Source organism: Kribbella sp. NPDC059898, from assembly GCF_042730855.1.
In the GTDB taxonomy this organism is placed as follows: Bacteria; Actinomycetota; Actinomycetes; order Propionibacteriales; family Kribbellaceae; genus Kribbella.
Map to the genome: position 1 here is coordinate 39,356 of NZ_JBHWKR010000003.1, position 25,165 is coordinate 64,520.

Annotated in this window: 21 protein-coding genes; 9 read left to right on the forward strand and 12 right to left on the reverse strand. The window is 69.9% G+C overall.

Annotated features, from left to right (window positions below; translation table 11 throughout):
- Positions 1-74 precede the first annotated feature (74 nt).
- From ACFV9C_RS10275 to ACFV9C_RS10295, 5 genes are all read left to right on the forward strand, one after another.
- Complete coding sequence (locus ACFV9C_RS10275) at positions 75-1,898, forward strand: flavin-containing monooxygenase (RefSeq protein WP_380192376.1); 1,824 nt, start codon at positions 75-77, stop codon at positions 1,896-1,898.
- A 95-nt stretch (positions 1,899-1,993) separates the two neighbouring features.
- Entirely contained in the window at positions 1,994-3,970 is a 1,977-nt protein-coding gene (locus tag ACFV9C_RS10280) for an APC family permease (RefSeq protein WP_380192378.1), read from the forward strand.
- A 25-nt stretch (positions 3,971-3,995) separates the two neighbouring features.
- Positions 3,996-5,396 (forward strand): DUF4118 domain-containing protein, encoded by a 1,401-nt coding sequence (locus tag ACFV9C_RS10285; protein WP_380192380.1) that lies wholly within the window; start codon positions 3,996-3,998, stop codon positions 5,394-5,396.
- A complete protein-coding gene (locus tag ACFV9C_RS10290) occupies positions 5,393-6,067 on the forward strand; it encodes a response regulator (RefSeq protein WP_380192381.1) in 675 nt (224 codons plus the stop codon). The genes ACFV9C_RS10285 and ACFV9C_RS10290 overlap by 4 nt, the downstream gene beginning before the upstream one ends.
- Positions 6,068-6,144: 77 nt before the next feature.
- The gene (locus ACFV9C_RS10295) at positions 6,145-8,103 is read left to right on the forward strand and encodes an amino acid transporter (RefSeq protein ID WP_380192382.1); all 1,959 of its coding nucleotides are present in this window, start codon (positions 6,145-6,147) and stop codon (positions 8,101-8,103) included.
- On the opposite strand, the gene ACFV9C_RS10300 is transcribed toward ACFV9C_RS10295, so the two are convergent.
- Entirely contained in the window at positions 8,036-8,824 is a 789-nt protein-coding gene (locus ACFV9C_RS10300) for a MerR family transcriptional regulator (protein WP_380192384.1), read from the reverse strand. The genes ACFV9C_RS10295 and ACFV9C_RS10300 overlap by 68 nt on opposite strands.
- A 47-nt stretch (positions 8,825-8,871) precedes the next feature.
- Between ACFV9C_RS10300 and ACFV9C_RS10305 the strand changes: the two genes are divergently transcribed.
- On the forward strand, positions 8,872-9,138 hold the full coding sequence (locus ACFV9C_RS10305) for a hypothetical protein (protein WP_380192386.1): 267 nt from the start codon (positions 8,872-8,874) through the stop codon (positions 9,136-9,138).
- 21 nt (positions 9,139-9,159) lie between these two features.
- The gene (locus tag ACFV9C_RS10310) at positions 9,160-10,161 is read left to right on the forward strand and encodes a LacI family DNA-binding transcriptional regulator (RefSeq protein WP_380192387.1); all 1,002 of its coding nucleotides are present in this window, start codon (positions 9,160-9,162) and stop codon (positions 10,159-10,161) included.
- A 237-nt stretch (positions 10,162-10,398) separates the two neighbouring features.
- Here ACFV9C_RS10310 and ACFV9C_RS10315 read toward each other — a convergent pair whose 3' ends face one another.
- Together ACFV9C_RS10315 and ACFV9C_RS10320 are read right to left on the reverse strand one after the other, a co-directional pair.
- Positions 10,399-12,621, reverse strand: a complete 2,223-nt coding sequence (locus ACFV9C_RS10315) for a family 43 glycosylhydrolase (protein ID WP_380192390.1) — start codon at positions 12,619-12,621, stop codon at positions 10,399-10,401.
- A 145-nt stretch (positions 12,622-12,766) separates the two neighbouring features.
- Positions 12,767-13,033, reverse strand: coding sequence for a hypothetical protein (locus tag ACFV9C_RS10320; RefSeq protein ID WP_380192391.1), 267 nt, complete (start codon positions 13,031-13,033; stop codon positions 12,767-12,769).
- Positions 13,034-13,279: 246 nt separating this feature from the next.
- Here ACFV9C_RS10320 and ACFV9C_RS10325 point away from each other — a divergent pair, with 246 nt between their 5' ends.
- The gene (locus ACFV9C_RS10325; RefSeq protein WP_380193536.1) at positions 13,280-14,689 is read left to right on the forward strand and encodes an SLC13 family permease; all 1,410 of its coding nucleotides are present in this window, start codon (positions 13,280-13,282) and stop codon (positions 14,687-14,689) included.
- Between the two features lie 86 nt (positions 14,690-14,775).
- On the opposite strand, the gene ACFV9C_RS10330 is transcribed toward ACFV9C_RS10325, so the two are convergent.
- From ACFV9C_RS10330 to ACFV9C_RS10365, 8 genes are all read right to left on the reverse strand, one after another.
- On the reverse strand, positions 14,776-15,468 hold the full coding sequence (locus ACFV9C_RS10330; RefSeq protein WP_380192392.1) for an urease accessory protein UreD: 693 nt from the start codon (positions 15,466-15,468) through the stop codon (positions 14,776-14,778).
- A complete protein-coding gene (ureG, locus tag ACFV9C_RS10335; protein WP_380192393.1) occupies positions 15,452-16,153 on the reverse strand; it encodes an urease accessory protein UreG in 702 nt (233 codons plus the stop codon). Before ureG ends, ACFV9C_RS10330 begins: the two co-directional genes overlap by 17 nt.
- Entirely contained in the window at positions 16,146-17,177 is a 1,032-nt protein-coding gene (locus tag ACFV9C_RS10340; protein WP_380192395.1) for an urease accessory protein UreF, read from the reverse strand. The genes ureG and ACFV9C_RS10340 overlap by 8 nt, the downstream gene beginning before the upstream one ends.
- Positions 17,177-18,874 (reverse strand): urease subunit alpha, encoded by a 1,698-nt coding sequence (locus ACFV9C_RS10345; protein WP_380192397.1) that lies wholly within the window; start codon positions 18,872-18,874, stop codon positions 17,177-17,179. Before ACFV9C_RS10345 ends, ACFV9C_RS10340 begins: the two co-directional genes overlap by 1 nt.
- Positions 18,867-19,247 carry an urease subunit beta gene (gene ureB / locus ACFV9C_RS10350; protein ID WP_380192399.1) on the reverse strand — a complete coding sequence of 127 codons (381 nt, stop codon included), beginning with the start codon at positions 19,245-19,247 and terminating at the stop codon, positions 18,867-18,869. Before ureB ends, ACFV9C_RS10345 begins: the two co-directional genes overlap by 8 nt.
- Positions 19,248-19,402: 155 nt before the next feature.
- Positions 19,403-19,705, reverse strand: a complete 303-nt coding sequence (locus ACFV9C_RS10355; RefSeq protein ID WP_380192401.1) for an urease subunit gamma — start codon at positions 19,703-19,705, stop codon at positions 19,403-19,405.
- Positions 19,702-21,339 carry a purine-cytosine permease family protein gene (locus ACFV9C_RS10360; RefSeq protein WP_380192403.1) on the reverse strand — a complete coding sequence of 546 codons (1,638 nt, stop codon included), beginning with the start codon at positions 21,337-21,339 and terminating at the stop codon, positions 19,702-19,704. The genes ACFV9C_RS10355 and ACFV9C_RS10360 overlap by 4 nt, the downstream gene beginning before the upstream one ends.
- A 102-nt stretch (positions 21,340-21,441) precedes the next feature.
- A complete protein-coding gene (locus tag ACFV9C_RS10365; protein WP_380192404.1) occupies positions 21,442-21,825 on the reverse strand; it encodes a MarR family winged helix-turn-helix transcriptional regulator in 384 nt (127 codons plus the stop codon).
- 100 nt (positions 21,826-21,925) lie between these two features.
- On the opposite strand from ACFV9C_RS10365, the gene ACFV9C_RS10370 reads away from it, so the two are divergent.
- A complete protein-coding gene (locus ACFV9C_RS10370; RefSeq protein ID WP_380192406.1) occupies positions 21,926-22,987 on the forward strand; it encodes a substrate-binding domain-containing protein in 1,062 nt (353 codons plus the stop codon).
- 57 nt (positions 22,988-23,044) lie between these two features.
- On the opposite strand, the gene ACFV9C_RS10375 is transcribed toward ACFV9C_RS10370, so the two are convergent.
- The gene (locus tag ACFV9C_RS10375) at positions 23,045-25,144 is read right to left on the reverse strand and encodes a glycoside hydrolase family 2 protein (RefSeq protein ID WP_380192408.1); all 2,100 of its coding nucleotides are present in this window, start codon (positions 25,142-25,144) and stop codon (positions 23,045-23,047) included.
- Positions 25,145-25,165: the final 21 nt, after the last annotated feature.

A 25,165-nucleotide genomic window follows, 5' to 3' on the forward strand; every position in this document is an offset into this window, starting at 1 on the left:
GACTGTGACCGTCGCCACGGTGCAACGTGGTGCAACTCTGGCCGGGACAAGGCGGCGGGCGGTGTCCTGACCTCATGACTCAGACCGAGGAGAAGCCGACCAGTCAGCTGTCGGCAGACGACCGGGCCACGAACTGGTTGACCGCGTTCGAGGACGCGCTGCGGGCGCGCGACGTACCTCGGGCGGCGGGCCTGTTCGCGACCACCAGCTTCTGGCGCGACCTGGTCGCGTTCACGTGGAACCTGAAGACCGTCGAGAACCCGGACGGTGTCGCGGACCTGTTGACCAACACCCTGGAGAACGCCGATCCGGGCGGGTTCCGGCTGACGGAGCCGGCCACGGCGGCGGACGGGGTGATCACCGCGTGGTTCGAGTTCGAGACCGGCGTCGGGCGCGGCGGCGGGCTGGTCCGGCTCGTGGAGGAGGACGGGCAGGACAAGGCCTGGACCATGCTCACCACGCTGCGGGAGCTCAAGGGGTACGAGGAGCCGCGCGGCGTACGGCGGCCGATGGGTGCGCAGCACGGCGCTGACAAGAACCGGCAGACGTGGAAGGAGAAGCGTCAGGCCGAGGCGGAGACGCTCGGGTCGGCCGAGCAGCCGTACGTGCTGGTGGTCGGCGGCGGGCAGGGCGGGATCGCGCTCGGTGCGCGGCTGCGGCAACTCGGCGTACCGGCGCTGGTGATCGACAAGCAGCCGCGGCCGGGGGACCAGTGGCGGAACCGGTACAAGTCGCTGTGTCTGCACGATCCGGTCTGGTATGACCACCTGCCGTACCTGAAGTTCCCGGACAACTGGCCCGTGTTCGCGCCGAAGGACAAGATCGGCGACTGGCTCGAGTCGTACGTGCAGACGATGGAGGTCCCGTACTGGTCGAGCACGGTCGCGAAGTCCGCGTCGTACGCCGACGGCGAATGGACCGTGGTGATCGAACGCGACGGCCGGGAGCTGACGCTGCGCCCGAAGCAGCTGGTGCTCGCGACCGGCATGTCCGGGAAGCCGAATGTCCCGAAACTGCCCGGCCAGGACGTGTTCCGCGGCGACCAGCACCACTCGTCGGCACACCCCGGCCCGGACGCGTACGCCGGGAAGCGCTGTGTGGTGATCGGGTCGAACAACAGCAGCTTCGACATCTGCGGCGCACTGTGGGAACACGACGCGGACGTCACGATGGTGCAGCGGTCCAGCACGCACATCGTGAAGAGCGACTCGCTGATGGAGTACGGCCTTGGTGACCTGTACTCCGAGCGTGCGCTCGCGGCCGGCGTGACGACCGAGAAGGCGGACCTGATCTTCGCGTCGATCCCGTACCGGATCCTGCACGAGTTCCAGATCCCGGCGTACCAGGCGATGGCCGAGAAGGACAAGGACTTCTACGCGCGGCTGGAGGCGTCCGGCTTCGAGCACGACTGGGGCGACGACGGATCGGGCCTGTTCATGAAGTACCTGCGCCGCGGCTCGGGCTACTACATCGACGTCGGCGCCGCGGACCTGGTGGCGAACGGCGACGTGAAGCTCGCCCACGGCCAGGTCTCACACCTCACCGAGGACGCCGTCGTGCTGGCGGACGGTACGACGCTGCCGGCCGACCTCGTCGTCTACGCGACCGGCTACGGCTCGATGAACGGCTGGGCCGCGGACCTCATCTCGCCGGAGGTGGCCGATGCCGTCGGCAAGTGCTGGGGCCTCGGCTCCGACACCACCAAGGACCCCGGCCCGTGGGAGGGCGAGCAGCGCAACATGTGGAAACCGACCCAGCAGGAGGCTCTCTGGTTCCACGGCGGCAACCTGAACCAGTCGCGCCACTACTCCCTCTACCTCTCCCTTCAACTCAAGGCCCGCTACGAGAACCTCCCCACGCCTGTCTACGCCCTCCAGGAGGTTCACCACCTCACATGACAGAGCCGTCAACGGGGCGTCAAGATCGGTGCGGTAGGCGTCAAGAGCGCGTCAAGATCCGGGTCTGACGGATCGCTCCGCAGTTGGCTGGTGGCGTGAAGGTGCTCGAGATCCCGAAGCGCTTGCTCGTCGGCCGGCCGCTGCGGAGCGAGTGGCTGGGCGACACGCTGCTGCCGAAGAAGCTGGCGCTGCCGGTGTTCTGCAGCGACGCGTTGTCCTCGAACGCCTACGCCACCGAGGAGATCCTGCTGATGCTCAGCCTGGGCGGGCTGGCATCGCTGTACGTCGCGCCGTGGGTCGCGGCGGCAGTCATCGCGTTGCTGATCGTGGTCGTCGCGTCGTACCGGCAGACCTGCCACGCGTACCCGAGCGGCGGCGGCGCGTACGCCGTGAGCCGGGCGAACCTCGGCCGGAACGCGTCGCTGGTCGCGGCCAGCGCGCTGCTCGTCGACTACGTGCTGACGGTCGCGGTGTCGGTCGCGGCCGGCGTACAGAACATCGTCTCGGCGATCCCGGTCCTGGCGCCGCACGCGGTGGCGGTGTCGATCGGGATGATCGCGGTGCTCGCGCTGATGAACCTGCGGGGCGTGAAGGAGTCCGGTACGGCGTTCGCGGTCCCGACGTACGGGTTCATCGCGGTCGTCCTGGTGATGATCGTGGTCGGCCTCGTCCGCATCCTCGCCGGGGACGCCCCGCGGGCCGAGTCCGCGTCGTACGGCATCGTCCCGGCGAGCCACGTGACCGGCCTGGCCTTCCTGCTGCTCGCGCTGCGGGCGTTCGCCTCGGGATGTACGGCGTTGACCGGGGTGGAGGCGGTCAGCAACGGCGTGCCGAACTTCAAGCCGCCGAAGAGCAACAACGCGGCGGCGACGCTCGCGATGATGGGCGGGCTGACGGTCGCGATGTTCGCCGGCCTGACGGTGCTGGCGCTCAGCTCGCACGTTCACGTGAGCGACAACCCCGCGCGGCTGATCGGGGCTCCGGACGGTTACCAGCAACGCACCGTGATCGCGCAGGTGGCCGGCGCGGTGTTCGGCGGGTACCACTCGATCGGGTTCTTCGCGGCGCAGGCGTTCACCGCGGCGATCCTGGTGCTGGCCGCGAACACGGCGTTCAACGGGTTCCCGATCCTGGCGTCGCTGCTCGGGCACGACGGGTTCCTGCCGCGGCAGTTCTCCCGGCGCGGGGACCGGCTGGTCTACAGCAACGGCATCGTCATCCTGTCGGCGCTGGCCGGCTTGCTGATCTGGGTGTTCCAGGCGAGTACGACGCGGCTCATCCAGCTGTACATCATCGGCGTCTTCGTGTCGTTCACGCTCAGCCAGGCCGGGATGGTCGTGCACTGGACCCGGCTGCTGCGCGAGACACCCTCGGCGGCGATGCACCGGTCGCGGGCGATCAACGCGCTCGGCGCGGTCTTCACCGCGGTCGTGCTGGTGATCGTGCTGATCACCAAGTTCACGCACGGCGCGTGGATCGTGGTGATCGCGATGCCGGCGGTCTTCGCGCTGATGAAGGGCATCCGGCGGTACTACGAACGCGTCGAGGTCGAGCTGACCCCGGGCCCGGGCGGCGTCACGCTGCCGCCGCGGGTGTTCGCGATCGTCCTCGTTTCGAGGCTGCACACCCCGACCCTGCGGGCGCTCGCCTACGCGCGGGCGACCCGTCCGACCTCGCTGACCGCGGTGACGGTCGCGACCGACCCGGAGGCCTCCGACGCGTTGCTGCTGGAGTGGACCGAGCGGGACATCCCGGTGCCGTTGAAGGTGCTGCATTCGCCGTACCGCGATGTCACCGGACCGGTGCTCGAGTACGTGAAGGACATCCGCCGGACCGGTCCGCGGGACCTCGTCGCGGTGTTCATCCCGGAGTACGTCGTGGGGCACTGGTGGGAGGCGCTGCTGCACAACCAGAGCGCGCTGCGGTTGAAGGCCCGGCTGCTGTTCCAGCCGGGGGTGATGGTGATCAACGTGCCGTGGCAGCTCGGCTCCGCGGAAGGCCTCGAGGCGCGGCGTGCCGTGCCGCCGGCGGCGGTCCCGGTGAGCAGGCCGCGGCGAGGGGCTCCCGTGTGATGGCTGGGCGTGCCACAGTGGCATCGTGGAGCAGGACCGCGGGCCGGATGCTGCCGGCCGGTCAGCCGGCAGGACGATGCCGACCCGGCACGGTCGACGGACCCGCCTGTGGACGGGCCTCGGCCTGGTCGTCGGCAGTCTGCCGGTCCTGACGATCGTCCTGGTGCCGGTCCGGGACAGTCTCGCGCTGGAAAGCATCCTGTTGCTGTACCTGCTGCTCGTCGTACTGATCGCGGCCACCGGCGGCGTCCTGCCCGGCGTCGTGGCCGCCCTCGGATCGGTGCTGCTGGCAAACTTCTTCTTCACCACGCCGTACCACACGTTCGCCGTCGAGCAGCGCGACAGCATCATCGCGCTGTTGGTGTTCGTGATCGTCGCGGTGACGGTCAGCGTCACGGTGGATCTCGCGGCCAGCCGCCGGATCGCGGCCGCGCGCAGCCGCAGCGAGGCGGAGGTGCTGTCCCGGCTCACCGCCGAGCCGGTGACCGGCGACTCGCTGAACGCCGTTCTGGAGGAGGTCCGGGAGACCTTCGGCATGGTCTCGGTCGCCCTGCTGCGCGGTGACGACCAGGTCGCGCTCGCCGGTCCGCCGTTGCACGGCAGCCCGGTCATCTCGGTCCCGGCCCGCGACGGCCTGCTGATGGTTGCCGAAGGCCCCGAACTGTTCGCTGAGGACCGGAAGCTGCTGACCCGGCTGGCCGCCGCGGCGGCGCGGGCCTGGGAGGACCGGGTGCTGGCGGGTGAGGCGGCCCAGCTCGCCGAGGTCGATAAGCTCCGCGCCGCCCTGCTAGCTGCCGTCGGGCACGACCTCCGAACGCCGCTGTCCGGTATCAAGGCGGCTGTTTCGAGCCTGCGGCAGAGCGACGTCGCGTGGAGCCCGGACGAGCAGGGCGAGCTGCTGGAGACGATCGAGGACAGCGCGGACCGTCTCGACGACCTGATCTCCAACCTGCTCGCGATGAGCCGCCTGCAGGCCGGCGCGCTCAGCGTCGACCTGCGTCCGCTGGTCCTCGACGAGATCGTCGGCAAGGCCCTGGTCGGCGTACCGCGGGAGGCTGTCGTGGTCGACGTACCGGATGATCTGCCGCTCGTGCTCGCGGACGCGGGTCTGCTCGAACGGGTGATCGCGAACCTGGTCGACAACGCCCGCCGCTACGGTACGGCGGCCGTCCGGGTCGGCGCGTCGCACGACGGTGACGCCGTACGCGTGACCGTGGTCGACGCCGGTCCCGGCGTACCGGAGGAGGACTTCGCGCGGATGTTCACGCCGTTCCAGCGGCTCGGGGACAATCCCGCCGACGGCGGTGTCGGGCTGGGCCTCGCGATCGCCCGTGGATTCACCGAGGCGATGGCCGGATCGCTCACCCCGGGGCCGACGCCGGGCGGCGGCCTGACCATGACCGTGACGTTGCCGGTGGCACCATGAGTCGGGTCCTGATCGTCGACGACGACCGCCGCCTGCTCCGCGCGCTGGCGATCAACCTGCGCGCCCGGCACTACGAGGTCGACACCGCCGCCGACGGGACCTCCGCGCTCGCGACCGCCGGCAAGCGGCCGCCCGACCTCGTCATCCTCGACCTCGGACTGCCCGACATCAACGGTGTCGAGGTCGTCCACGGGCTGCGCGGCTGGTGCACCGCGCCGATCGTCGTACTGTCCGCCCGCGACGCCCAGGCGGACAAAGTCGCCGCCCTCGATGCGGGCGCCGACGACTACGTCACCAAGCCGTTCGGGATGGATGAACTGCTGGCCCGGATCCGCGCCGCGCTCCGCCGTACGACGGCCGACCCGGGCGCGGCCACCGTCCGTACGGCGGCCTTCATGATCGACCTCGCCGCGAAACGCGCCACCACCGCGGAAGGCGACGTACGGCTGACGCCCACCGAGTGGAACCTGCTGGAGATCCTGGTCCGGAACCCGGGCAAGCTGATCGGCCAGAAACAGCTCCTGCACGACGTCTGGGGCCCCGGCTACGAGGCCGAGACGAACTACCTGCGCGTGTACATGGCGCAGCTCCGCCGCAAACTCGAACTCGACCCCGCCCGCCCCGACCACCTGATCACCGAACCCGGCATGGGCTACCGCTTCGAGCCGTAGTGGCGCTGCCGACATACCTGTTAGAGACGCGTTAGAAACCGCGGAGGGTCCCTGACCTGCTGGTTAGGCTCCCAGCGGTGACAGAAACGCGTGAGAACGAGACGGTCGGTGTGCCGCCGCCTACCCACGGCAAGGTCCTCGCGTGGTTGCTGCACGACCGGCCCGTCGGGCACCAGGGCCCGCACCGCCCGGCGCCGCATCCGACGCACCGGTGGTGGAAGGTGATGTGCCTGACCGGTGTCGACTACTTCTCGACGCTCGGTTACCAGCCGGCGATCGCCGCGGCGGCCGTCGGCCTGCTCGCGCCGGTGGCGACGTTGATCCTCGTGCTGCTGACGCTGCTCGGCGCGCTGCCGGTGTACCGGCGGGTGGCGGCGGAGAGCCCGCACGGCGAGGGCTCGATCGCGATGCTCGACCGGCTGCTCGGCCGCTGGAAGGGCAAGTTCACGATCCTCGTACTGCTCGGCTTCATGGCGACCGACTTCATCATCACGATGACCCTGTCCGCGGCGGACGCCACCGCGCACGTGGTCGAGAACCCGTACGTCCCGCAGTGGCTGCACGGCAAGGAAGTGATCATCACCCTGCTGTTGCTGGCGTTGCTCGCCGGGGTGTTCCTGCGCGGGTTCGGCGAGGCGATCGGGATCGCGGTCGCATTGGTCGGGATCTACCTGGGCCTGAACCTGATCGTGGTCGGGAACGCGCTCTGGCACGTGATCACCGCCCCCGAAGTGGTCACCAACTGGCGCGGGATGCTGACGACCCAGCACTCGAACATCTGGGTGATGATCGGCATCTCGCTGGTGGTGTTCCCGAAGCTCGCCCTCGGCCTGTCCGGGTTCGAGACCGGGGTCGCGGTGATGCCGCAGGTCGACGGCGCGGCCGACGACGACCCGGCGCACCCCGCGACCCGGATCCGCAACACCCGCAAGCTGCTCACCACCGCGGCGCTGATCATGAGCGGGTTCCTGATCACCAGCAGTTTCACGACGATCGTGCTGATCCCCGCGGACGAGTTCAAGGCCGGCGGCTCCGCGTCCGGGCGAGCGCTGGCCTACCTCGCGCACGAGCACCTCGGCAACGTCTTCGGGACGGTGTACGACGTGAGCACGATCCTGATCCTGTGGTTCGCCGGCGCGTCCGCGATGGCCGGGCTGCTGAACATCGTGCCGCGGTACCTCCCGCGGTACGGCATGGTGCCGGACTGGGCGCGGGCGACCCGGCCGCTGGTCCTGGTGTTCGCGGTGATCGGGTTCGTGATCACGCTGCTGTTCAAGGCGAACGTCGACGCACAGGGCGGCGCGTACGCGACCGGCGTACTGGTGCTGATCATGTCCGCGTCGATCGCGGTGACGTTGTCGGCGCGGCGGAACCGCGAGCGGTTCAAGACCGTCGGGTTCGCCGTGATCAGCCTGGTGCTGCTCTACACCACGATCGCGAACATCATCGAGCGGCCGGACGGCGTCCAGATCGCGTCGTTCTTCATCGTCGCGATCGTCCTCACCTCGCTGATCTCGCGCGCCACCCGGTCGCTGGAGCTGCGCGCGACCGAGGTCCGCTTCGACGAGGAGGCGTGCCGGCTGATCTCGGCCGGCGCCGAGCACGGCGACCCGCGGATCATCGCGAACGAGCCGGACGACCGCGACGAGGCGGAGTACCAGGAGAAGGAGGCCGAGCAGCGCGAGGTGCGGAACCTGCCGGAGGGGCCGCCGATCCTGTTCCTCGAGGTGACGCTGACCGACGCGTCGCAGTTCGAGACCGAGCTGGACGTCCGCGGCGAGGAGCGGTTCGGTTACAAGATCCTGCGCGTCGACAGCCCGAGCGTCCCGAACGCGATCGCCGCACTGCTGCTGAAGATCCGCGACGACTGGCAGGTGATGCCGCACATCTACTTCGCCTGGGCCGAGGGCAACCCGTTCCACTTCCTGTTCCGGTACCTGATCTCCGGCGAGGGCGACGTACCACCTGTCACTCGCGAGGTCCTCCGCCGGGCCGAGCCGAACCGCCCGAACCGGCCGTGGGTACACGTCGGCTGAGCCCGCGCCGGATCAGCGTGTCGAGCCGCTCCCAGGCCGGCGAGCCGGCGTTGACCGAGGCCTGGACGAACTGGGGGAGCGCCGCGTCGGCGAGCTGTTCACGCAGCTCCTCGGCGGGGTAGCGGGCGAGCGACGCGTCGACGATCCGTACGGCGAGGTCGTCGAGCGCGGGGTCGTCGGGCGACAGGTCGTGGGCGCGGTCGCACTCCAGATACAGCTGCCCCAGAACGGGATCCGCCTGCGCGTCGGCCTGGTCGACGAAGTAGCGGTGCGCGGTCGCCGGATCGGTGGCGAACGTGAGGATCCACAGGTCCCGCTCCAGCGCGATCCAGCGGTCCGAGAACCCGAGCTCGTGCAGCCGCCGCAGGTGCTGCTCGACGTCGCCGGGCAGGAACGGGCTGTTGCCGGTAGCAAGCTCATGGAGTCGGCCGCGGGTCTCGAGCAGGCGGTCGATGCGGGCCGACAGCTCCGCCTCCGCGGCGGCGGCCGCCGACCGGAGGTCGTCCGCCGAGCCGGCGGTGAGCCGCGCGATCCGGGCGAGCGGCAGGCCGGACTCGGCGAGCGTGCGGATCTTGATCAGCTCGACGAGGTCCTGCGCGGTGTACCGGCGGTACCCGGACGCGTCCCGCGGCGGCTCCGCGAGCAGGCCCTTCGCGTGGTAGACCCGGATCGTCTTGGTCGAGACACCGACGTACTGCGCCAGCTGGCCGATCGTGATCACAGGACCAGCTTGACCTTTCCCCAGGGGCAAGGCCACAGGCTCGCCGTATGACGACGTTCGACCGTGAAACCCTCCGCGCCCTCGCCGACGACGGCAACGAGCGCGCACTGGACCGGCTCGCCGACCTGGCCGACGCGCGTGACGACGTACCGGAGCTGAGCGACCTCCTGGACGAGGGATGCCTGCACGCCGGAGAGCTGCTGACCAGGCGCGCGGCGGCCGCTCGCGATCTGCCTGAGCTGCAACGGATCGCCGACGCCGGGTACGACGAGGCGGGTGAGGTGCTCGATCGGTTGCTGTCCTCGGCTGACTGAGGCACCCGTATCGTTGCGCGTATGAGTGTGCAGCGGCGGCCGACGATGTACGACGTGGCCGCGCTGGCGGGCGTTTCGCATCAGACGGTGTCGCGGTACCTGCGGGCCGATCCGACAGTCGGGGTGGACCCGTCGGCGCGGATCAAGGCGGCGGTGGAGGAACTCGGGTACCGGCCGAACCTGACGGCGCGGGCGATGCGGACCCGGAGTACCGGGGTGGTGGCGATCATCCTGCCGGGGTGGACCGGTCCGGAGCGGACCGTCGAGGCGGCGTGTGCGGAGGCGCAGCGGCTCGGGTACCAGGTGGAGATCGTGATCGGGGTGGACGAGGACCCGGCCGCGCTGAGCCGGTTGGCGGAGGACATCCTCGGGCGCGGGCAGGTGGACGGCGTGCTGTCGGTGACGCCGTTGACCGTGAAGGCGGGCGGGGTCGTCGTACAGACCGACGAGTTCGACGATCGGTTGCGGGCGGTCGAGGCGGTGGCGACGGACGAGGCGACGATGGAGGAGCTGGTCGAGCGGTTGGCGGCGCTCGGGCACCGGGAGTTCTTCCATGTGGCGGGTCCGCAGGACTGGAAGTCGGCGCAGCTGCGGCGGTCGGGGTATGTGAAGGCATGTGAGCGGCTGGGGTTGCGGTCGCATGGTGTGTACGACGGTCCGTGGCATCCGGAGACCGGCATGGCCGCGGTGCGGTCGTTGGCGGACGACACGCCGGTGACGGCGATCGTTGCGGCGAGTGACCACATCGGGGCCGGGGTACTGCGGGGCGCGCTGGAGCGCGGGTGGCGCGTGCCGGACGACGTCAGCGTCACGGGATGGGACGATCTCACGCTGGTCCGCTACGGTACGCCGGCCCTCTCGACCGTCCGCGTCGACCGCGAGTCCTCCGGCCGCCACGGCATGCGCCGCCTGATCGCCGCCCTCCGCAACGAACCAGAACCGGAACCGTTGCCCGCGGCCCCCACCGAGATAGTCTTCCGGGAGACCACAGGCCCGGCGGACTCCGCCGGCCGCCGCCGCTGATCCTCGCCACCGGCGGGGTGTCGGGTGAGGTGAGGACCGGCGGAGTGTCGGGTGAGGTGAGGACCGGCGCGGTGAGGTGCCGGGCGAGGTCGTCGCTGTCGGGCAGGCGACGATAGCGAAGCCAGAGGTCGTACCCGTCCTCGTCGGCCGGCGCCGCGAACGCCGGAAGCCCCGGCAACAACCCCGCGGCGAACACCCCGGCCGCTCCGCTCGCGAGCAGCGTACGGCGTGTGAGCGTCATGAAGCCGCCCCGTACGTCCGCACGTAGTCGAAGTGCGCGGTCGACCCGGCGCCGCCCATCGAGATCAGCCCGAACTTCAACGGCCCGGCCGGCAGGTACCAGTAGCTGCCCCACTGCCAGTGCTTCCCGTCCAGACTGGTCGCCGCCTGGAAGAGGTGCTGCCCGTCCCGCGTGGTGTGCCGCAACCGCAGCCACATCGTGTCCGCGCTCGGCCCGAGCTGGATCGCCTCCGGCCACGGGCTCGGGTCGGCCCCCGGCCACAGGAACGTCTGCTGTACGGCGTTCGTCCGGGTAGGTGCCAGCTGCAACGAACTGGTCCGCGAGGTCCACGCGATCAGTCCGGCGCGGCCGTTGCCCGTCGTACTGGCGAACGGCAGCGTCAGCTTGGTCTCCACCGTGAAGTCGCCCTCCGGCGCGTCCCGCAGCGCGACGGTAGCGTCGGTGCTGAGGTTCGTCGCCTGCGTGTCCCAGTTGAGCCGGCCGTCCGCGACCTGGCCCTGGTTCACGCCCGTCCACTGCCAGTTGGCGTCCGTCCCGGTGAACTCATCGCTGTACGCCGGGAGCAGCGGACCGACCTTGGGATCGGCGATCTTGTGCGTCACCGGCTGGTACAGCTTGGTCATCGCGAGGTTGTCACCCTCCGCCGTACCGGTCAGTCCGAACTGCGCCGGACCGCTCAGCCCGGGCGCGAGCTGCACGTCGATCTCGCCGAGCGGGTTGTCGCCGATCGACGGTGCGACCTGGACCGCGGCGCGGCCGTTGCGCACCTCGACGGTGACCGAGTGCCAGGTGTCGTACCGGAATCCCTGGTACAGCGGGCGTTCCGTCGTACCGACGAGCTTGCCGCCGACGCGCTGCTCGACGCGGAGCACGCCGCGCTGCGGGTCGAGCCAGGCAACGGCGTAGTTGCGGGGCGAGCGATACCCGAACACGACACCGGCCGGACCGGACGACGTTCGTAGATCGGCCTCGATGCGGTAGTCCGCCGTTCCGCTCTTCTGACTGACGAGCAGCCCGGACGGCGACGTGGAGGCCGCGTACCCGTCGTTGCTGGTCCAGTCACCGGACAACGAACGCCAGCAGGCCATGTCGGACGAGTCGGACGAGTCGAACGAGCTGCCGACCGTCCACGCCGCATCGGGCGCTGCCTGCGGTGTGTCGGACGTCCACTGCCCGGCGCGGACCGTCGGCCACCCGCCGACCCAGTCCAGGCGGTCCATCGACTGCGGACGGCCGCCCCAGGTACGGTCCGCGCGGATGTCGGAGTTCACGATGTTCCACTCCTGGCCGGAGCGGTCCACGGTGATCGCGTTGTGGCCGGTCGCGTTCAGCGAGTTGCCGTTGAACGAGTTGACGATGGAGCCGCCCGGCTGGGTGGACGTCAGCGATCGGCCGTTCTCGTCGACGAACGGTCCGGTGGGGGAGGTGGACCGCCCGGCGAGCACCGGGTAGCCGCCACCGCCGTCGGTGCCCATGCAGCAGCCGTAGCCGGAGTAGAAGAGGTAGTACCAAGGCCCACGCTTCTGGACCCAGGTGCCTTCACCGCGTTCGCCGGAGACGACCTGCGTGGACTCGCCGACCGTGTTGCGACCGTCGGCGGTGAGCTTGACGACGTGGATGCCGCCCTTGCGGAACGAGCCGTAGTACAGGTACTTCGTGCCGTCGGAGTCGATGAACATCATCGGGTCGATCTCCATCACCTCGCTGTCCTTCACGAAGTTCACGACCGGGTGACCGATGTCGGTCCACGGTCCGGCCGGGGTCGGCGCGGTGGCCAGGCCGATCGCGGCGTCGAGCGAGGTGGAGCCGGGAGCGGAGTAGTACATGTAGTACTCGCCGTCGACGTACCGGACGTCGGGCGCCCAGTACCCCTTCTGCGGCCAGCCGGCCCACTGCGGATGGTTCGCCTGGCTGAACGCGTCGCCGAGGAACGTCCAGTGCACGAGGTCGGTGGAGCGGACCATCGGGATCAGGTGCTGCGGTCCGCCGTTCTGGGCGTTCTCGCGGGTCAGGCTGGTGTTGGTCGCGTACGCGTACCAGGCGCCGTCCTTGGCGCGGATCAGCCCGGCGTCGGAGAACGCCTGGGCAATGTCGCTCATCAAGGGATTCGAGTACGTCGGTGTGCTGGGCGGGGCGCCGACGGACGGCAGTCCCGCGACGGTCGCGGTCGCCGCCACCAGGCCGGCGAGCAAGGGTCGGAAGAAGCGATGTCTGGGCATGACGGTTGGTCCTCACATGGGCGGGGAGGTCGCGCGACGTGCAGCTCCGGAGAAAAGTTATCGATCACATTTCGGCCGCTGGGCCAGACTGTAAGTGATCGATAATTCGACCGCAAGACCTCGGCCGTCCCGCTCCTGGCAGCAGTTACGGAAGGTGCCGGTTGAGCCGTCGCAGGAGGGCGCCGACAACGGGCAGCCGGTGCCAGCCGTGCCGCATCACCAGCTCACGCGACCGCCGTACGCCGGTCCGCACGTTCGTCAGCGGGCCCGGCCGGAGCAGGTCCTCGCGTTCGCGGCCGCGCTGCCAGAGCGCGACCGTGCACCGCAGGCAGATCTGGACTTCCGGGTGCAGCCCGAGGCCGACCAGTTCGCGCTCGTCGCGTTCGTTGCCGCAACACCAGCAGGTGTTCACGTCACCATCATGCGCCGCGCAGATCGCCGCAGAAAGACCGGCTCACGCTCGTTGGCCGCTCCCTCTGGTTCGGCACGACGACTGCGCCGCGCCGCCCGGCGGAATCCAGGGGTTGGTGGCAAACTGCGAAGTGGGGGTCGCGACCGAAGGAGAGCTATGGGTCTCGCGTATGAAGTCGGTCTTCCGCTGGTGGCAGAGGCGGACGTGCACGCGCCGTGGAACGGGCACGACACCCGGGTGCTGATCATGGCGGTGCTCGGCATCGCGATCATCGTCGTACTGATCGTCGCGCTCAAGGTGCACGCGTTCCTCTCGCTGACGATCGGCGCGCTGTTCGTCGGCGTCGCGTCCGGGATCGCGGCCGGCGACGTCACGAAGTCCTACGAGAACGGCGTCGGCAGTGTCCTCGGGTACGTCGGCGTACTGATCGCGCTCGGTGCGATGGTCGGGAAGCTGCTCGCCGACTCCGGCGGCGCGGACCAGGTCGTCGACACGTTGCTGCGCGGCAAGCCCGGTGGCCTGCCGTGGAAGATGGCGCTGATCGCGTTCATCATCGGCATCCCGATGTTCTTCGAGATCGGCCTGGTGCTGCTGATCCCGGTGGTGGTGCTCGCGGTCCGCCGGACCGGCGCCCGCGCGATGCTGCTCGGCATCCCGGCCCTGGCCGGCCTCTCGGTGCTGCACGGCTTCGTGCCGCCGCACCCCGGTCCGCTGGCCGCGATCGGCGTACTGAAGGGCAACGTCGGCATCACGCTCGCGCTCGGCCTGCTGGTGGCGATCCCGACCGTGATCGTGGCCGGCCCGCTGTTCGGTCGGCTGGCCGCGAAGTGGGTGCCGATCGGCGCCGCCGGTGCCGCGCTCGAGGTCGGCTCCGGTCACCACGACTCCGAGCCGGCGCCGCACGCGGCCGCGCACGACGCGCCGGAGCAGACGACCCATGGCCCGCAGCACGCCGCACCGCAGCCCGCGGCCGGTACGACGCGGACCCGGACGCCGAGCTTCGCCGCGACGCTGGCCACCGTCCTGCTGCCGGTCGCGCTGATGCTGATCAAGGCCGCGTCGGACGTGTGGATGAGCAAGGACAACGCGATCTACCCGGTGCTGCAGTTCATCGGCGACCCGGTGGTCGCGCTGCTGATCGCCGTACTGCTGGCGATGTACACGTTCGGCACCGCGGTCGGCTTCGGCGTTCCCGAGCTGAGCCGCAAGATCGGCGAGAGCCTGCTGCCGATTTCCGGCGTGATGCTGATCGTCGGCGCCGGCGGCGGCTTCAAGCAGGTCCTGGTGGACGGCGGCACCGGCACCGCGATCGCGAAGATCGCCATCGCCGCGAACCTGTCGGCGTTGCTGCTCGGCTGGATCGTCGCCGTACTGATCCGGCTCGCCACCGGTTCCGCGACCGTCGCGACCGTGACCGCGGCCGGCATCGTCGCCCCGTTGGCGACCGGCCTCAGCACCACACACATCGCCTTGGTCGTGCTCGCGATCGGTGCCGGCTCGCTGTTCTTCTCGCATGTCAACGACGCCGGCTTCTGGCTGGTGAAGGAGTACTTCGGCATGACCGTGGGCGAGACCATCAAGACCTGGTCGGTGATGGAGACGGTGATCTCGGTAATGGGCCTCGGCATGACCCTGCTCCTGTCGACGTTCTTGTAGCTTCCCGTGCGGGGAGAGGGATCTGCGGTGTCCTTCCGAGCTCAAACGCTGGTTTGGCACGGCGCGAAGGGCACGGCAAGTGATGTTCAGGGTTGCAGGGTGTGACTGTGCCCGATGGGGCAGTCCAAGGTGCTCTGGTGTTGCTCCTGGACGAGTTGGCGGGCGATCGAGCCCGGGCCCTCGAGTTGCAGGGTCTGTGGGTCGTCGGGCAGGCGGAAGCCGAGGGTGGTGACGGTGTCGAGGCAGCGGGCGGTGCCCAGGACCGCCCAGCCGGTGCGTGCTGCGGGCGAGAGGTCGAGGTCCTCGGCGAGGAGCGGTTCGCCGGCTAGCCACGCGCGGGTGGACGTGTGCAGCGCGCCGCCGAGTTCGCCCTGCCGCCCGAGTACGAGGGACTCGCGGAGTTGGGCGGTGCAGCCCGCCGCGAGCCGTACGGTCGTCGTACGGGTCACGTCGGCGTCGGCGGCGACGACGAACGGTTCGCCGTACCACTGGAGGCTTGCGCCGTCGGTCAGCGTGATGTCGACGTCCCAGCGGGCCGAGCCGCCACGCATGCCGTAGGCAACGGTTCCGGCGGTCTCGACGATCTCAAGCCGGACGGCGCCCGCGACGACGACCTCCATCCGTACTTCGTCACCCGCGAGCAGGAGGGCCCCGGCCTGTACCAGCGCGACGCGGACGACGCCTGCGCGCCCAGGCAGTTGGCGCGGGGAGAGGTGGCCGGTCGTCAGCAGGCACCGATCGCGGACCGGGTCGGCGACGACGTCAATGCGTGTGGACAACGACCTCGCCGTTCTCGCCGGTGTGGGAGTGCGGCGCCATCGGGCCGGGGTCCACGGGGGTGTGATCTCCGGTGCGTACGGCGGACCGCATCGAGCGGACCCAGTCCGTGAGGCGGGCGACCGAGGCGGGGTCCGTGCGGGACAGCGCGATGACCGGTTTGCCGTCGCGGGCGGCTTCGGCGTCGCGGACCATCTGCTCGACGTCGACCTCGACGTACGGCGCGAGGTCGGTCTTGTTGACGATCAGCAGGTCGGCTCGCGCGATCCCCGGTCCGCCCTTGCGGGCGACGTCGCCGCCGCCGGCCACGTCGAGTACGAAGATCTGCGCATCGACGAGGGCGGGGGAGAAGGTCGCGGTCAGGTTGTCGCCGCCGGACTCGACCAGGACCACGTCGAGCGGGGCGAAGTCGCGTTCGAGGTCCTCGACCGCGATCAGGTTCGGGGTGACGTCGTCGCGGATCGCGGTGTGCGGGCAGGCGCCGGTCTCGACCGCGCGGATGCGGTCGGGGTCGAGGACGCCGGCGGCCTTCAGCAGGCGGGCGTCCTCGTCGGTGTAGATGTCGTTGGTGATCACGCCGAGCCGGAGTTCGGCGGACAGTTCGCGGCAGACGGTCGCGATCAGCGAGCTCTTGCCGGTGCCGACCGGCCCGGCGACGCCGAGGCGGAAGGAGCGGGTGTCAGGCATGGAACAGCCTCATTCTCTCGGTCGCGTGCTGGTGGGCGAACAGGTCGATCAGCGGGGCGCCGCCGGCCGGGATCGCGTCCGGTTCGGTGAGCGGCGCGACGTCCTTGACGAGCCGCTCGATGTCGTCGTCAAGCCCGGCGAGCCAGGTCGCCGCCTCCGCCGGATCCACCGGAAGCAACTTGAGCGAGGCGGAGATCACGGTCTGCGCATCCTCGTACGCGACCACCCGCGCCAACTGCTCCGCCGACAACCCGTTGACCGCAGCAACCACCCCGAGCACGATCGGCCGCGGCACCTCCGCATCGTCCGGCAGATACTCGGCCACCGCGGGCCAAACCCGCCGAGCCACCCGAAGCAACAACCGCCCCTGCCGCCGCGACACCCCGCGCACCACCTGACTGCTCGTCCGAGCCCCCCAAGCCCCCTCAACCACCTCCCACCCCGCCGCGTCCGTCGTTCGCGAAACCCCCCGCGCCACCTGACTCCCCGCCCAAGCCGCCCGAGTCCGCCCAACCACCTCCCACCCGGCCGCGTCCGTCGTTCGCGAAACCCCCCGCGCCACCTGACTCCCCGCCCAATCCGCCCGGGCCTGCCCAACCACCTCCCACCCGGCCGCGTCCGTCGGTCGCGACACCCCCCGCGCCACCTGACTCCCCGCCCAATCCGCCCGGGCCTGCCCAACCACCTCCCACCCGGCCGCACCCCCTTCGGCGAGTCGTGGATCGGGGTCGTGAATCCCCGCATTTCCCGACCCGAATCCACGACTCGGCGGATCGGGTCGCAGCCGTTCCACACGAGTCGGTGGTGTGAGGACGAGGTGGCGGGTGACGACGGCGGTGGCGGCCTCGACCCGGGTGACTGTGCGGAGGCGGTCGCGGGCGTAGTCCGCGACGTCGGCGAGTCGCTTGCCGTCGGCACCTAGTCCGGCGCGGACCGCGGGTTCCAGGCCGGCGGACTGGGTGTGGCCGCCGGTCGGCAGGCGGCCGTCGGCCAGCATCAGGGCGACCAGTTCGGGGGCGCTCATCAGAACATCGAATACAACTGAGCGAGCGGCAGCACCGCCGCCGGTGCCGGTTCGATCAGCTCGCCGTCGACCTCGATCGCGAACGTCTCCGGATCGATGTCGATCCGCGGCAACGCGTCGTTGTTCTTCAGGTCCGCCTTCGTGACCCCACGCGTCGGCCGTACGCCGAGCAGCTGCCGCCGCAACCCGAGCCGCCCCGCCAGCCCGTCGTCCAGCGCCGCCGGCGACACGAACGTGTACGACAGCTCCGCCCCGATCGCGTCCCCGAACGCGGGCCGCATCAGCACCGGCTGCGGCGTCGGGATCGACGCGTTCGGGTCGCCGAGCGCCGCCCACGCGATCGCGCCGCCCTTGATCACCAGGTTCGGGCGGACACCGAAGTACCGCGGATCCCAGAGCGTCAGGTCCGCGAGCTTCCCTTCCTCGACGGATCCGACGACATGGTCGATACCGTGCGCGATCGCCGGGTTGATCGTGTACTTCGCGACGTACCGCCGTACCCGCTCGTTGTCCGCGACCGAGCCGAGCGGCCCGCGCCGGTGCTTCATCACGTGCGCGACCTGCCAGGTCCGGGTGATCACCTCGCCGATCCGGCCCATCGCCTGCGCGTCCGACGACGTGACGGACAGCGCGCCGAGGTCGTGCAGGATATCCTCGGCCGCGATCGTGGTGGCGCGGATCCGGGACTCCGCGAACGCCAGGTCCTCCGGCACGTCCGGGCTGAGGTGGTGGCAGACCATCAGCATGTCCAGATGCTCGGCGACCGTGTTGACAGTGTGCGGCAACGTCGGGTTGGTCGAGCCCGGGATGACATGCGGGTACGACGCGATCGACAGGATGTCCGGCGCATGCCCGCCACCCGCGCCCTCGACGTGGAACGCGTGGATGCCGCGCCCCGCGATCGCGTTCAGCGTGGACTCGACATACCCGGCCTCGTTCAGGCTGTCCGCGTGCAGCGCGACCTGGAGACCCCACTCGTCCGCGGCCCGCAGCGCGGAGTCGATCGCCGTCGGCGTCGAGCCCCAGTCCTCGTGCACCTTGTACCCGGCCGCGCCCGCGAGCGCCTGCTCGGCGAGCGCTTCGGCACTGACGGTGTTGCCCTTGCCAAGCAGCAGCACGTTCAGCGGTACGGCGTCCAGCGCGCGATGCATCTTCTCGAGGTGCCAGGCGCCGGGGGTGACCGTGGTGGCCTTCGACCCTTCGCTCGGGCCGGTACCGCCGCCGACGATCGTGGTGATCCCGGTGGCGAGCGCCTCGTGCAGCTGCGACGGGGAGAGCAGGTGGACGTGCGAGTCGATCGCGCCCGCGGTGAGGATCCGGCCCTCGCCGGCGATCACGTCCGTGGACGGGCCGATCCGGAGGTCCGGGTGTACGCCGTCCGCGATGTCCGGGTTCCCGGCCCGCCCGAGCGCGACGATCCGCCCGTCCCGGATGCCGACGTCGGCCCGGACGATGCCCCACCAGTCGACCACCAGCACGTTGGTGATCACGGTGTCCGGCGCCCCGTCCGCGCGGGTCGCCGTACCCTGCGCCATCGACTCCCGGATCGACTTCCCGCCGCCGAACACCACCTCTTCACCGCCGACGGTGAGGTCCCGCTCCACCTCGATCCACAGGTCGGTGTCCCCGAGCCGCACCTGGTCGCCGACGGTCGGCCCGTACAACGCGGCGTACGCCGCCCGCGAGATCTCAACCATGGCGCACCGGACCGAGCTCGGCGTCCGCCGCCGTCTTCACCTGGATCCCGGGCACCCGGCGGTTGCCGCGGAGTGCGACCAGTGCGACCTCTCGCGACGCGCCCGGCTCGAACCGCTGCGACGTACCCGACGGGATGTCCAGCCGAAACCCCCGCGCAGCCTCCCGATCGAACTCCAACGCCGAGTTCGCCTCCGGCAGGTGCAGATGAGACCCAACCTGAATCGGCCGATCACCCGCATTGACCACCACCAATCGCAACCGCTCGTCGTCCGACCGGTCCGCGTTCAGCACGATCGTCCCCGGCCGGGTACGTACGGCGCCTGGTGCAATCGGCTCCGGCCCGTCGAACGGCGCACGTGATACATCAGCCATGGAATGTGTCCTCCGGGCGGTGTTGTTGCGCCTCGTCGGCCAGGGGATGCGGCCGCGGATCGGACCTGACGAGTCGGGGGGCAGCGGGGACGCCGCCCCCGCTGTCGGCCCGGTGGTCCAGCCGCTTGGTGCTTCGAGCGCGCATGGATCTGTCCTCAGATGATCGGGTTGTGGATGGTTACGAGTTTGCGGCCGTCGGGGAAGGTTGCTTCTACCTGGACGTCGTGCAGAAGGTCGGCGACGCCTGGCATCACCTGGTCGCGGGTGAGGACCGTGCGGCCCGTCTCCATCAGGTCCGCGACCTGGGAGCCTTCGCGGGCGCGTTCGATGACCCAGGTGCTGAGGAGTGCGACAGCCTCGGGGTGGTTGAGCAGCACCCCCCGGGCCAGCCGGTCGCGGGCGACCATGCCGGCCACAGAGAGCAGCAGCTTCTCGACGTCGGCGGGGGTGAAGTTCATGACTGCAACGGTAGGACGTGGTCGGCGATCTTGTCGGTGCTGAGGCACAGTGAGCAGATCGCGGCGGCGTGGGTTTCGCAGGCGGTCATGTCGGGGCGTTCGTAGTCCTGCCGGCACACGTGACACGTCAGCACCTCGCCGGACGGGTTGCCGTGGTCGTCGTACATCGGGAGATCCAGGCCGTCGTCGGTACGGCGGAGGTAGTACTTCCCGCGCGTGACCACCGCCAGTACGGGCGGCAGGACGAGGGCCAGGCCGATCGCGACGAGCGGGGAGTACGGCTTGATCCCGGAGCCGAGGCCGCCGAAGAACACCACGATCGAGACGCCCGCGGCCAGCCCCATCGACACGAAGCCGACCGGGTTCACCGCGTACAGCATCCCGCGGCGGAACTCCGGTGCCTTGGGCGACAACCCCAGCAGGTACTTGTTGAACACGATGTCCGAGGCGACCACCACGATCCAGGCCATCCCGCAGTTCGCGTAGAACCCGAGGATCGTGTTCAGGAAGTCGAACATGTTCGCCTCCATCAGTACCAGCGCGATCACCAGGTTGAATCCGAGGAACACCAGCCGGCCGGGGTAGTGCCTGGTCAGCCGGGTGTACGAGTTCGTCCAGGCCAGCGAACCGGAGTACGCGTTGGTGACGTTGATCTTCACCTGGGAGATGACCACGAGTACGACGGCCAGCGTCATCGCGAGCCATCCCGGCAGGAACCCGCGGTAGATCTCCAGGAACTGGTGCACCGGCTGGTTCGCGATCGCCGTACCGCTGTCGACCTGAGCGATGATGTAGACCGCGAGGAACAGCCCGATCACCTGCTTCAGAGCGCCGAAGATGACCCATCCGGGACCGGCGAGCAGCACCGCGGTCCACCACCGTCGTGAGTTCGAAGGGGTCTTCGGCGGCATGAACCGCAGGTAGTCGATCTGCTCGGCGATCTGAGCGATCAGCGACAGGCACACCCCGGCCGCCAGCAGCATTGACCCGAAGTCGGCGTGCGGACCGTAGGCGAAGAACGTCGACACCGACGACGGGTGCGAGATCAGCAGGTAGCAGAACGGCAGCACCATCAGGATCAGCCACAGCGGCGTCGTCCACACCTGCAGCGTGGACAGCACCTTCATCCCGTAGATCACGAGCGGGAAGATCACCAGCGTGGACACGGCGTACCCGAGCCACAGTGGTACGTGCAGCCCGAGGTAGAGGCCCTGCGCCATGATCGAGCCTTCGAGCGCGAAGAAGATGAACGTGAACGACGCGAAGATCACGTTGGTGACGACGGACCCGTAGTACCCGAAGCCGCTGCCGCGGGTGATCAGGTCGAGGTCGATGTTGTACCGCGCGGCGTAGTACGCGAGCGGCAGGCCGGTCGCGAAGATCACCACCGCGAAGATCGCGATGCCCCAGAGCGCGTTCGTGGTCCCGTACGAGATCCCGATGTTCGCGCCGATCGCGAAGTCGGCGAGGTACGCGATCCCGCCGAGGGCGGAGACGGCGACGACGCCGGTCGACCATTTCCGGTAGCTGCGCGGCGCGAACCGGAGCGTGTAGTCCTCCAGCGTCTCGCGGGTCGCGGTGGTGGGTGTCGGTGAGGCGGTGGTGCGGTCGTCGAGCGAGGGTTCAACAGTCATGGCGGAACTCCTGCGGCACCTTCGGGCGAGCGGTGCTCCGGCGGGCCGGCGACGCTGCCGACGGGGGATGCACCCGAATGGAAGGAACCTAGGAACGCCGTGTTACCGCTGTGTTGCCGTGCTGCTACGTTCGCGTATTTCCATCTGGAAGTACTTCGCCAGCTCCGCCTCGAGCTCCTGCTGTACGCCGCTCAGCCGCTCGGCGACGGTACCGCCGACGGGGGAGAGCGCCGCGACGATCCGCCGCTTGTCGTCCGGGTGGATGCGGCGCAGCACCAGACCGCGCTCGACCAGCTTGTCCACGTGCCGCGTCAGACTCGCGGCCGGCAGTACGGCGGACTCGGCCAGCACCGACATCGGCTGGCCGGGCTCCTCGCGCAGCGCGGCCATGATCCGCCACTGCTCGATCGTCAGCCCGAACTCGTCGAGCAGCGGCTGCAGCCCGAGCTCGAGCTGTCGCTCGATCCGCTTCAGCACGAGCAGCATGCCGGCCTCCTCCCGGTTCAGGTGCTGGGAATATAGCCGGTTCACTCGAACTTCCGCCTCCGGTTCGGTCAGACTGAGCGGCGACCCGAAGGAGGTGGACGTGCGGAGTGCCGACGTACTGCCGATCGCCTTCGTCGTGCCGCGGCAGGGTCCGACCGGGATCTACGGCCCGTCCTGCCTGGCCTGCGGGGAGCTCGCCGTGGAGCAGTTGAACGCTGCGAACGGGATCGCCGGCCGGCGCGTCGAGCTCGTCCAGGTGGATGCGGGGCGGTCGCCCGAGGTCGTCGCGGAGGAGGTCGGGCGGCTGGTCGACGCGGGGCGGGTGGAGGCGGTGGCCGGATGGCACATCTCCGCCGTACGGGTCGCGCTGAACCGGCGGATCGGCGGGCGGGTCGTGTACGCGTTCGCCGCGATGCACGAGGGCGCCGATGACACGCCCGGAGTGTTCATGCTCGGCGAGCGGCCGGTGAACCAGTTGCTCCCGGCAACACATTGGTTGCGCGAGCAGCTCGGTGCGCGACGCTGGGTTGTCGTCGGCAACGACTATGTGTATCCGCGGGTGACCGGATCCGTGGCGCGGGAAGCCTTGCAGGGAACGGGTTCCGAGATCGTGCACTCGGCGTACGTCCCGCTCGGTACGTCGGACTTCCGGGACGTGATCGACGGTGTGCGCGCGACCGCGGCCGACGGCGTGATCATGTTGCTGATGGGCCAGGACGCGGTGCATTTCAACCGGCAGTTCGCGGCCGGCGGGTTGAGCGAGCGGATGATCCGGTTGAGTACCGCGATCGAAGAGAACACGCTGCTCGGTGGTGGACCGGGCGCGAACCACGGGGTGTACGCGGCAGCGGCGTACTTCGACGGGCTGCCGACGGTGGAGAGCAGTGAGTTCGCCCGGCGGTACTACGACCGCTTCGGGCCGTACGCTCCGGCGCTGAACGCGGTCGGCGAGTCCTGCTACGAGGCGATCCGGTTCCTCGCGCGGCTCGGGGAGATCAGCGGCACGGTCGCGGTGTCGGCGGGGTTGCCGACCGGGCACTTCTACGACAGCCCGCGCGGGCTGCTCCGGCTCGACGGGAACCTGGTCGACCAGGACGTGTACCTGGCGGTCGCGGACGGTCTCGAGTTCCGGATCCAGGAGCAGATCGCCCATCTCGCCTAACCCCTGTGGACCGCCCTTATGGCTAGGTAGCGCGGGCTTCCGCGCTCGGCGGGTGGCTCAGACCGCGGTCATCATGACGGATGCGGTACCGAGCTTCGGGTGCGTCGCGGTAAGGGTGATGCGGCCAGGGCCGCTCGGCCGCACCCAGATCGCGACCGCGCCGCCGTTGGACTCCAGTGGGAAGGTCTTGTCGCCGATGAGCCGCGCAGGTCCGTCGAGGTCGAAGGTGACGATGCCGGTGGTGGGGATCAGGTTGCCGTAGGCATCTGTTGCCTGGAGCACCACTCTGGTGCCGTCGGCGGTGAGTTCGGTGTCGTCGGCAACCAGTTCCAGATGGTCGGCGTCGGCTGAGAAGCTCCGGCTCATGACTGGACCGTCGTCGACGTAGCCGTCGATCCGCAGCTCGCGTCCGGCTGGTCGCGGCACGAACGACGGCGGGTAAGGCAGTCCGCCGAAGCGCTCGGTGTCGGGGCGGACCGTCGCGACCAGCTGCCCGTCGGCGAACACCTCGAGCTTGTCGCAGTTCGAGCAGATCATCAGCTCGTCCGGCGCGGAACCGTCCCAGTAGAACGCCGGCGCGATCACCGCCCGCCGCGCCGGCGACACCTGCGACTGGTAGATCGCGGCTCCCGGCTTCGGGATCCGGAACGTGTCGGCCACACCGTTGCACTTCAGTCGATGGTCGACCCAACCGTTCTCGGAGTGGTAGTCGAACGCCTGCCACGCGACGACGCCGAGGTACCGGTCGTCGACAGCCGCCTGCTGATGCACCTGGGCGTGCAGGAACGCCTGCCGGGCCTGCACCTCCTGCGGATCGGTCCGCCGATAGAAGTGCGGCCCGGCGAGCGAACCGATCGCCTCGGTGACCAGGTACGGGATGTCCGGCAGCGGTTCGAGCAGGGTCGCGCCGGTCTCGTCGTGGGCGTAGTCGTTGTACGCGAACACGTCCTGGTGGAAGTCGTCGGACGAGTACTCCGAGGCGACCATCGCGCCGCTCGTCGCGCGGTCCGGGTCGAGCGCCTTGGCGGCCTTCTGGGTACGCCGGTACAGGTCCGGGTAGTTCGCCGACTCGTTCACCCGGACGCCCCACACGACCACGGACGGGCGGTTGCGGTCGCGGCGGATCATCCGCTCGACGTCGGCGACCACCAGGTCCTGCCAGGCGGCGTCACCGACGTACTGCCAGCCGGGGATCTCCTCGAAGACGAGCAGCCCTAGCTCGTCGCAGGCGTCCAGGAACGCCGGCGACTGCGGGTAGTGCGCGCAGCGGACCATCGTGCAGTTCAGCTCGTTGCGGAGGATCTCGGCGTCGCGGCGCTGCCCGCGATCGGGCATCGCCATGCCGGTCCACGGGAAGATCTGGTGCCGGTTCAATCCGAACAGGTCGATGCGCTCGCCGTTGAGGTAGAACCCGTCGACCTCGAAGCGTGCCTCGCGGAACCCGATCCGGACGGTCCGTTCGCTGTCGTTGCCGAGCCGGGCGACCACGTCGTACAGGACGGGGGAGTCGGGCGACCAGAGCTGTACGTCGAGGTCGCGGAGCGTCAGGCGGGCGCCGGATCCGGCGGCGATCACGCGGCCGTCCGGTGCCCGGAGCTCGACGTCCACCTGCGCGGGTCCGCCGTCGATCGTGCACGTCACTTCGAGGCGCCGGGCGGCGAGGTCGAGTACGTCCAGCGGGCGCGCGTACAGGTCCGAGATGAACGTGTCGTGTTCGAAGCGGACGGCGACGGATCGCGAGAGGCCGCCCGGCTGGTAGTAGTCGACGGCGCCGTGCCCGTCGGGGTGCCCGTTCGGCGGGATGGGCAGCCAGCGGGTGTCGAGCACGACGGCGATCAGGTTGGGCCCCGGCCTCGGCGTCACCTCGTAGGTGTGCGCGAGGTACCCGCCCTTCTGCGATCCCACGAGCTCGCCGTTCATGTACACCGAGGCCGCGTGCAGTGCCCCGTCCACGTCGAGGAACACCCGCCGCGCATCGGCCGGTACGTCGATCCATCGCCGGTAGCACCACCGGCCCTCCCACCAGTCCGGGTCCCAGTCGCGCCACGACAGTGGTACGACGGTGTGCGGCAACGTCACCGTCTCGAACCCGCTGTCGTCGTACGCCGGCGTCACCGCGGCCTCGTCGGTCAGTCGCCCGAACCGCCACTCGTCCATACCCACGACCCTAAGCGGGCC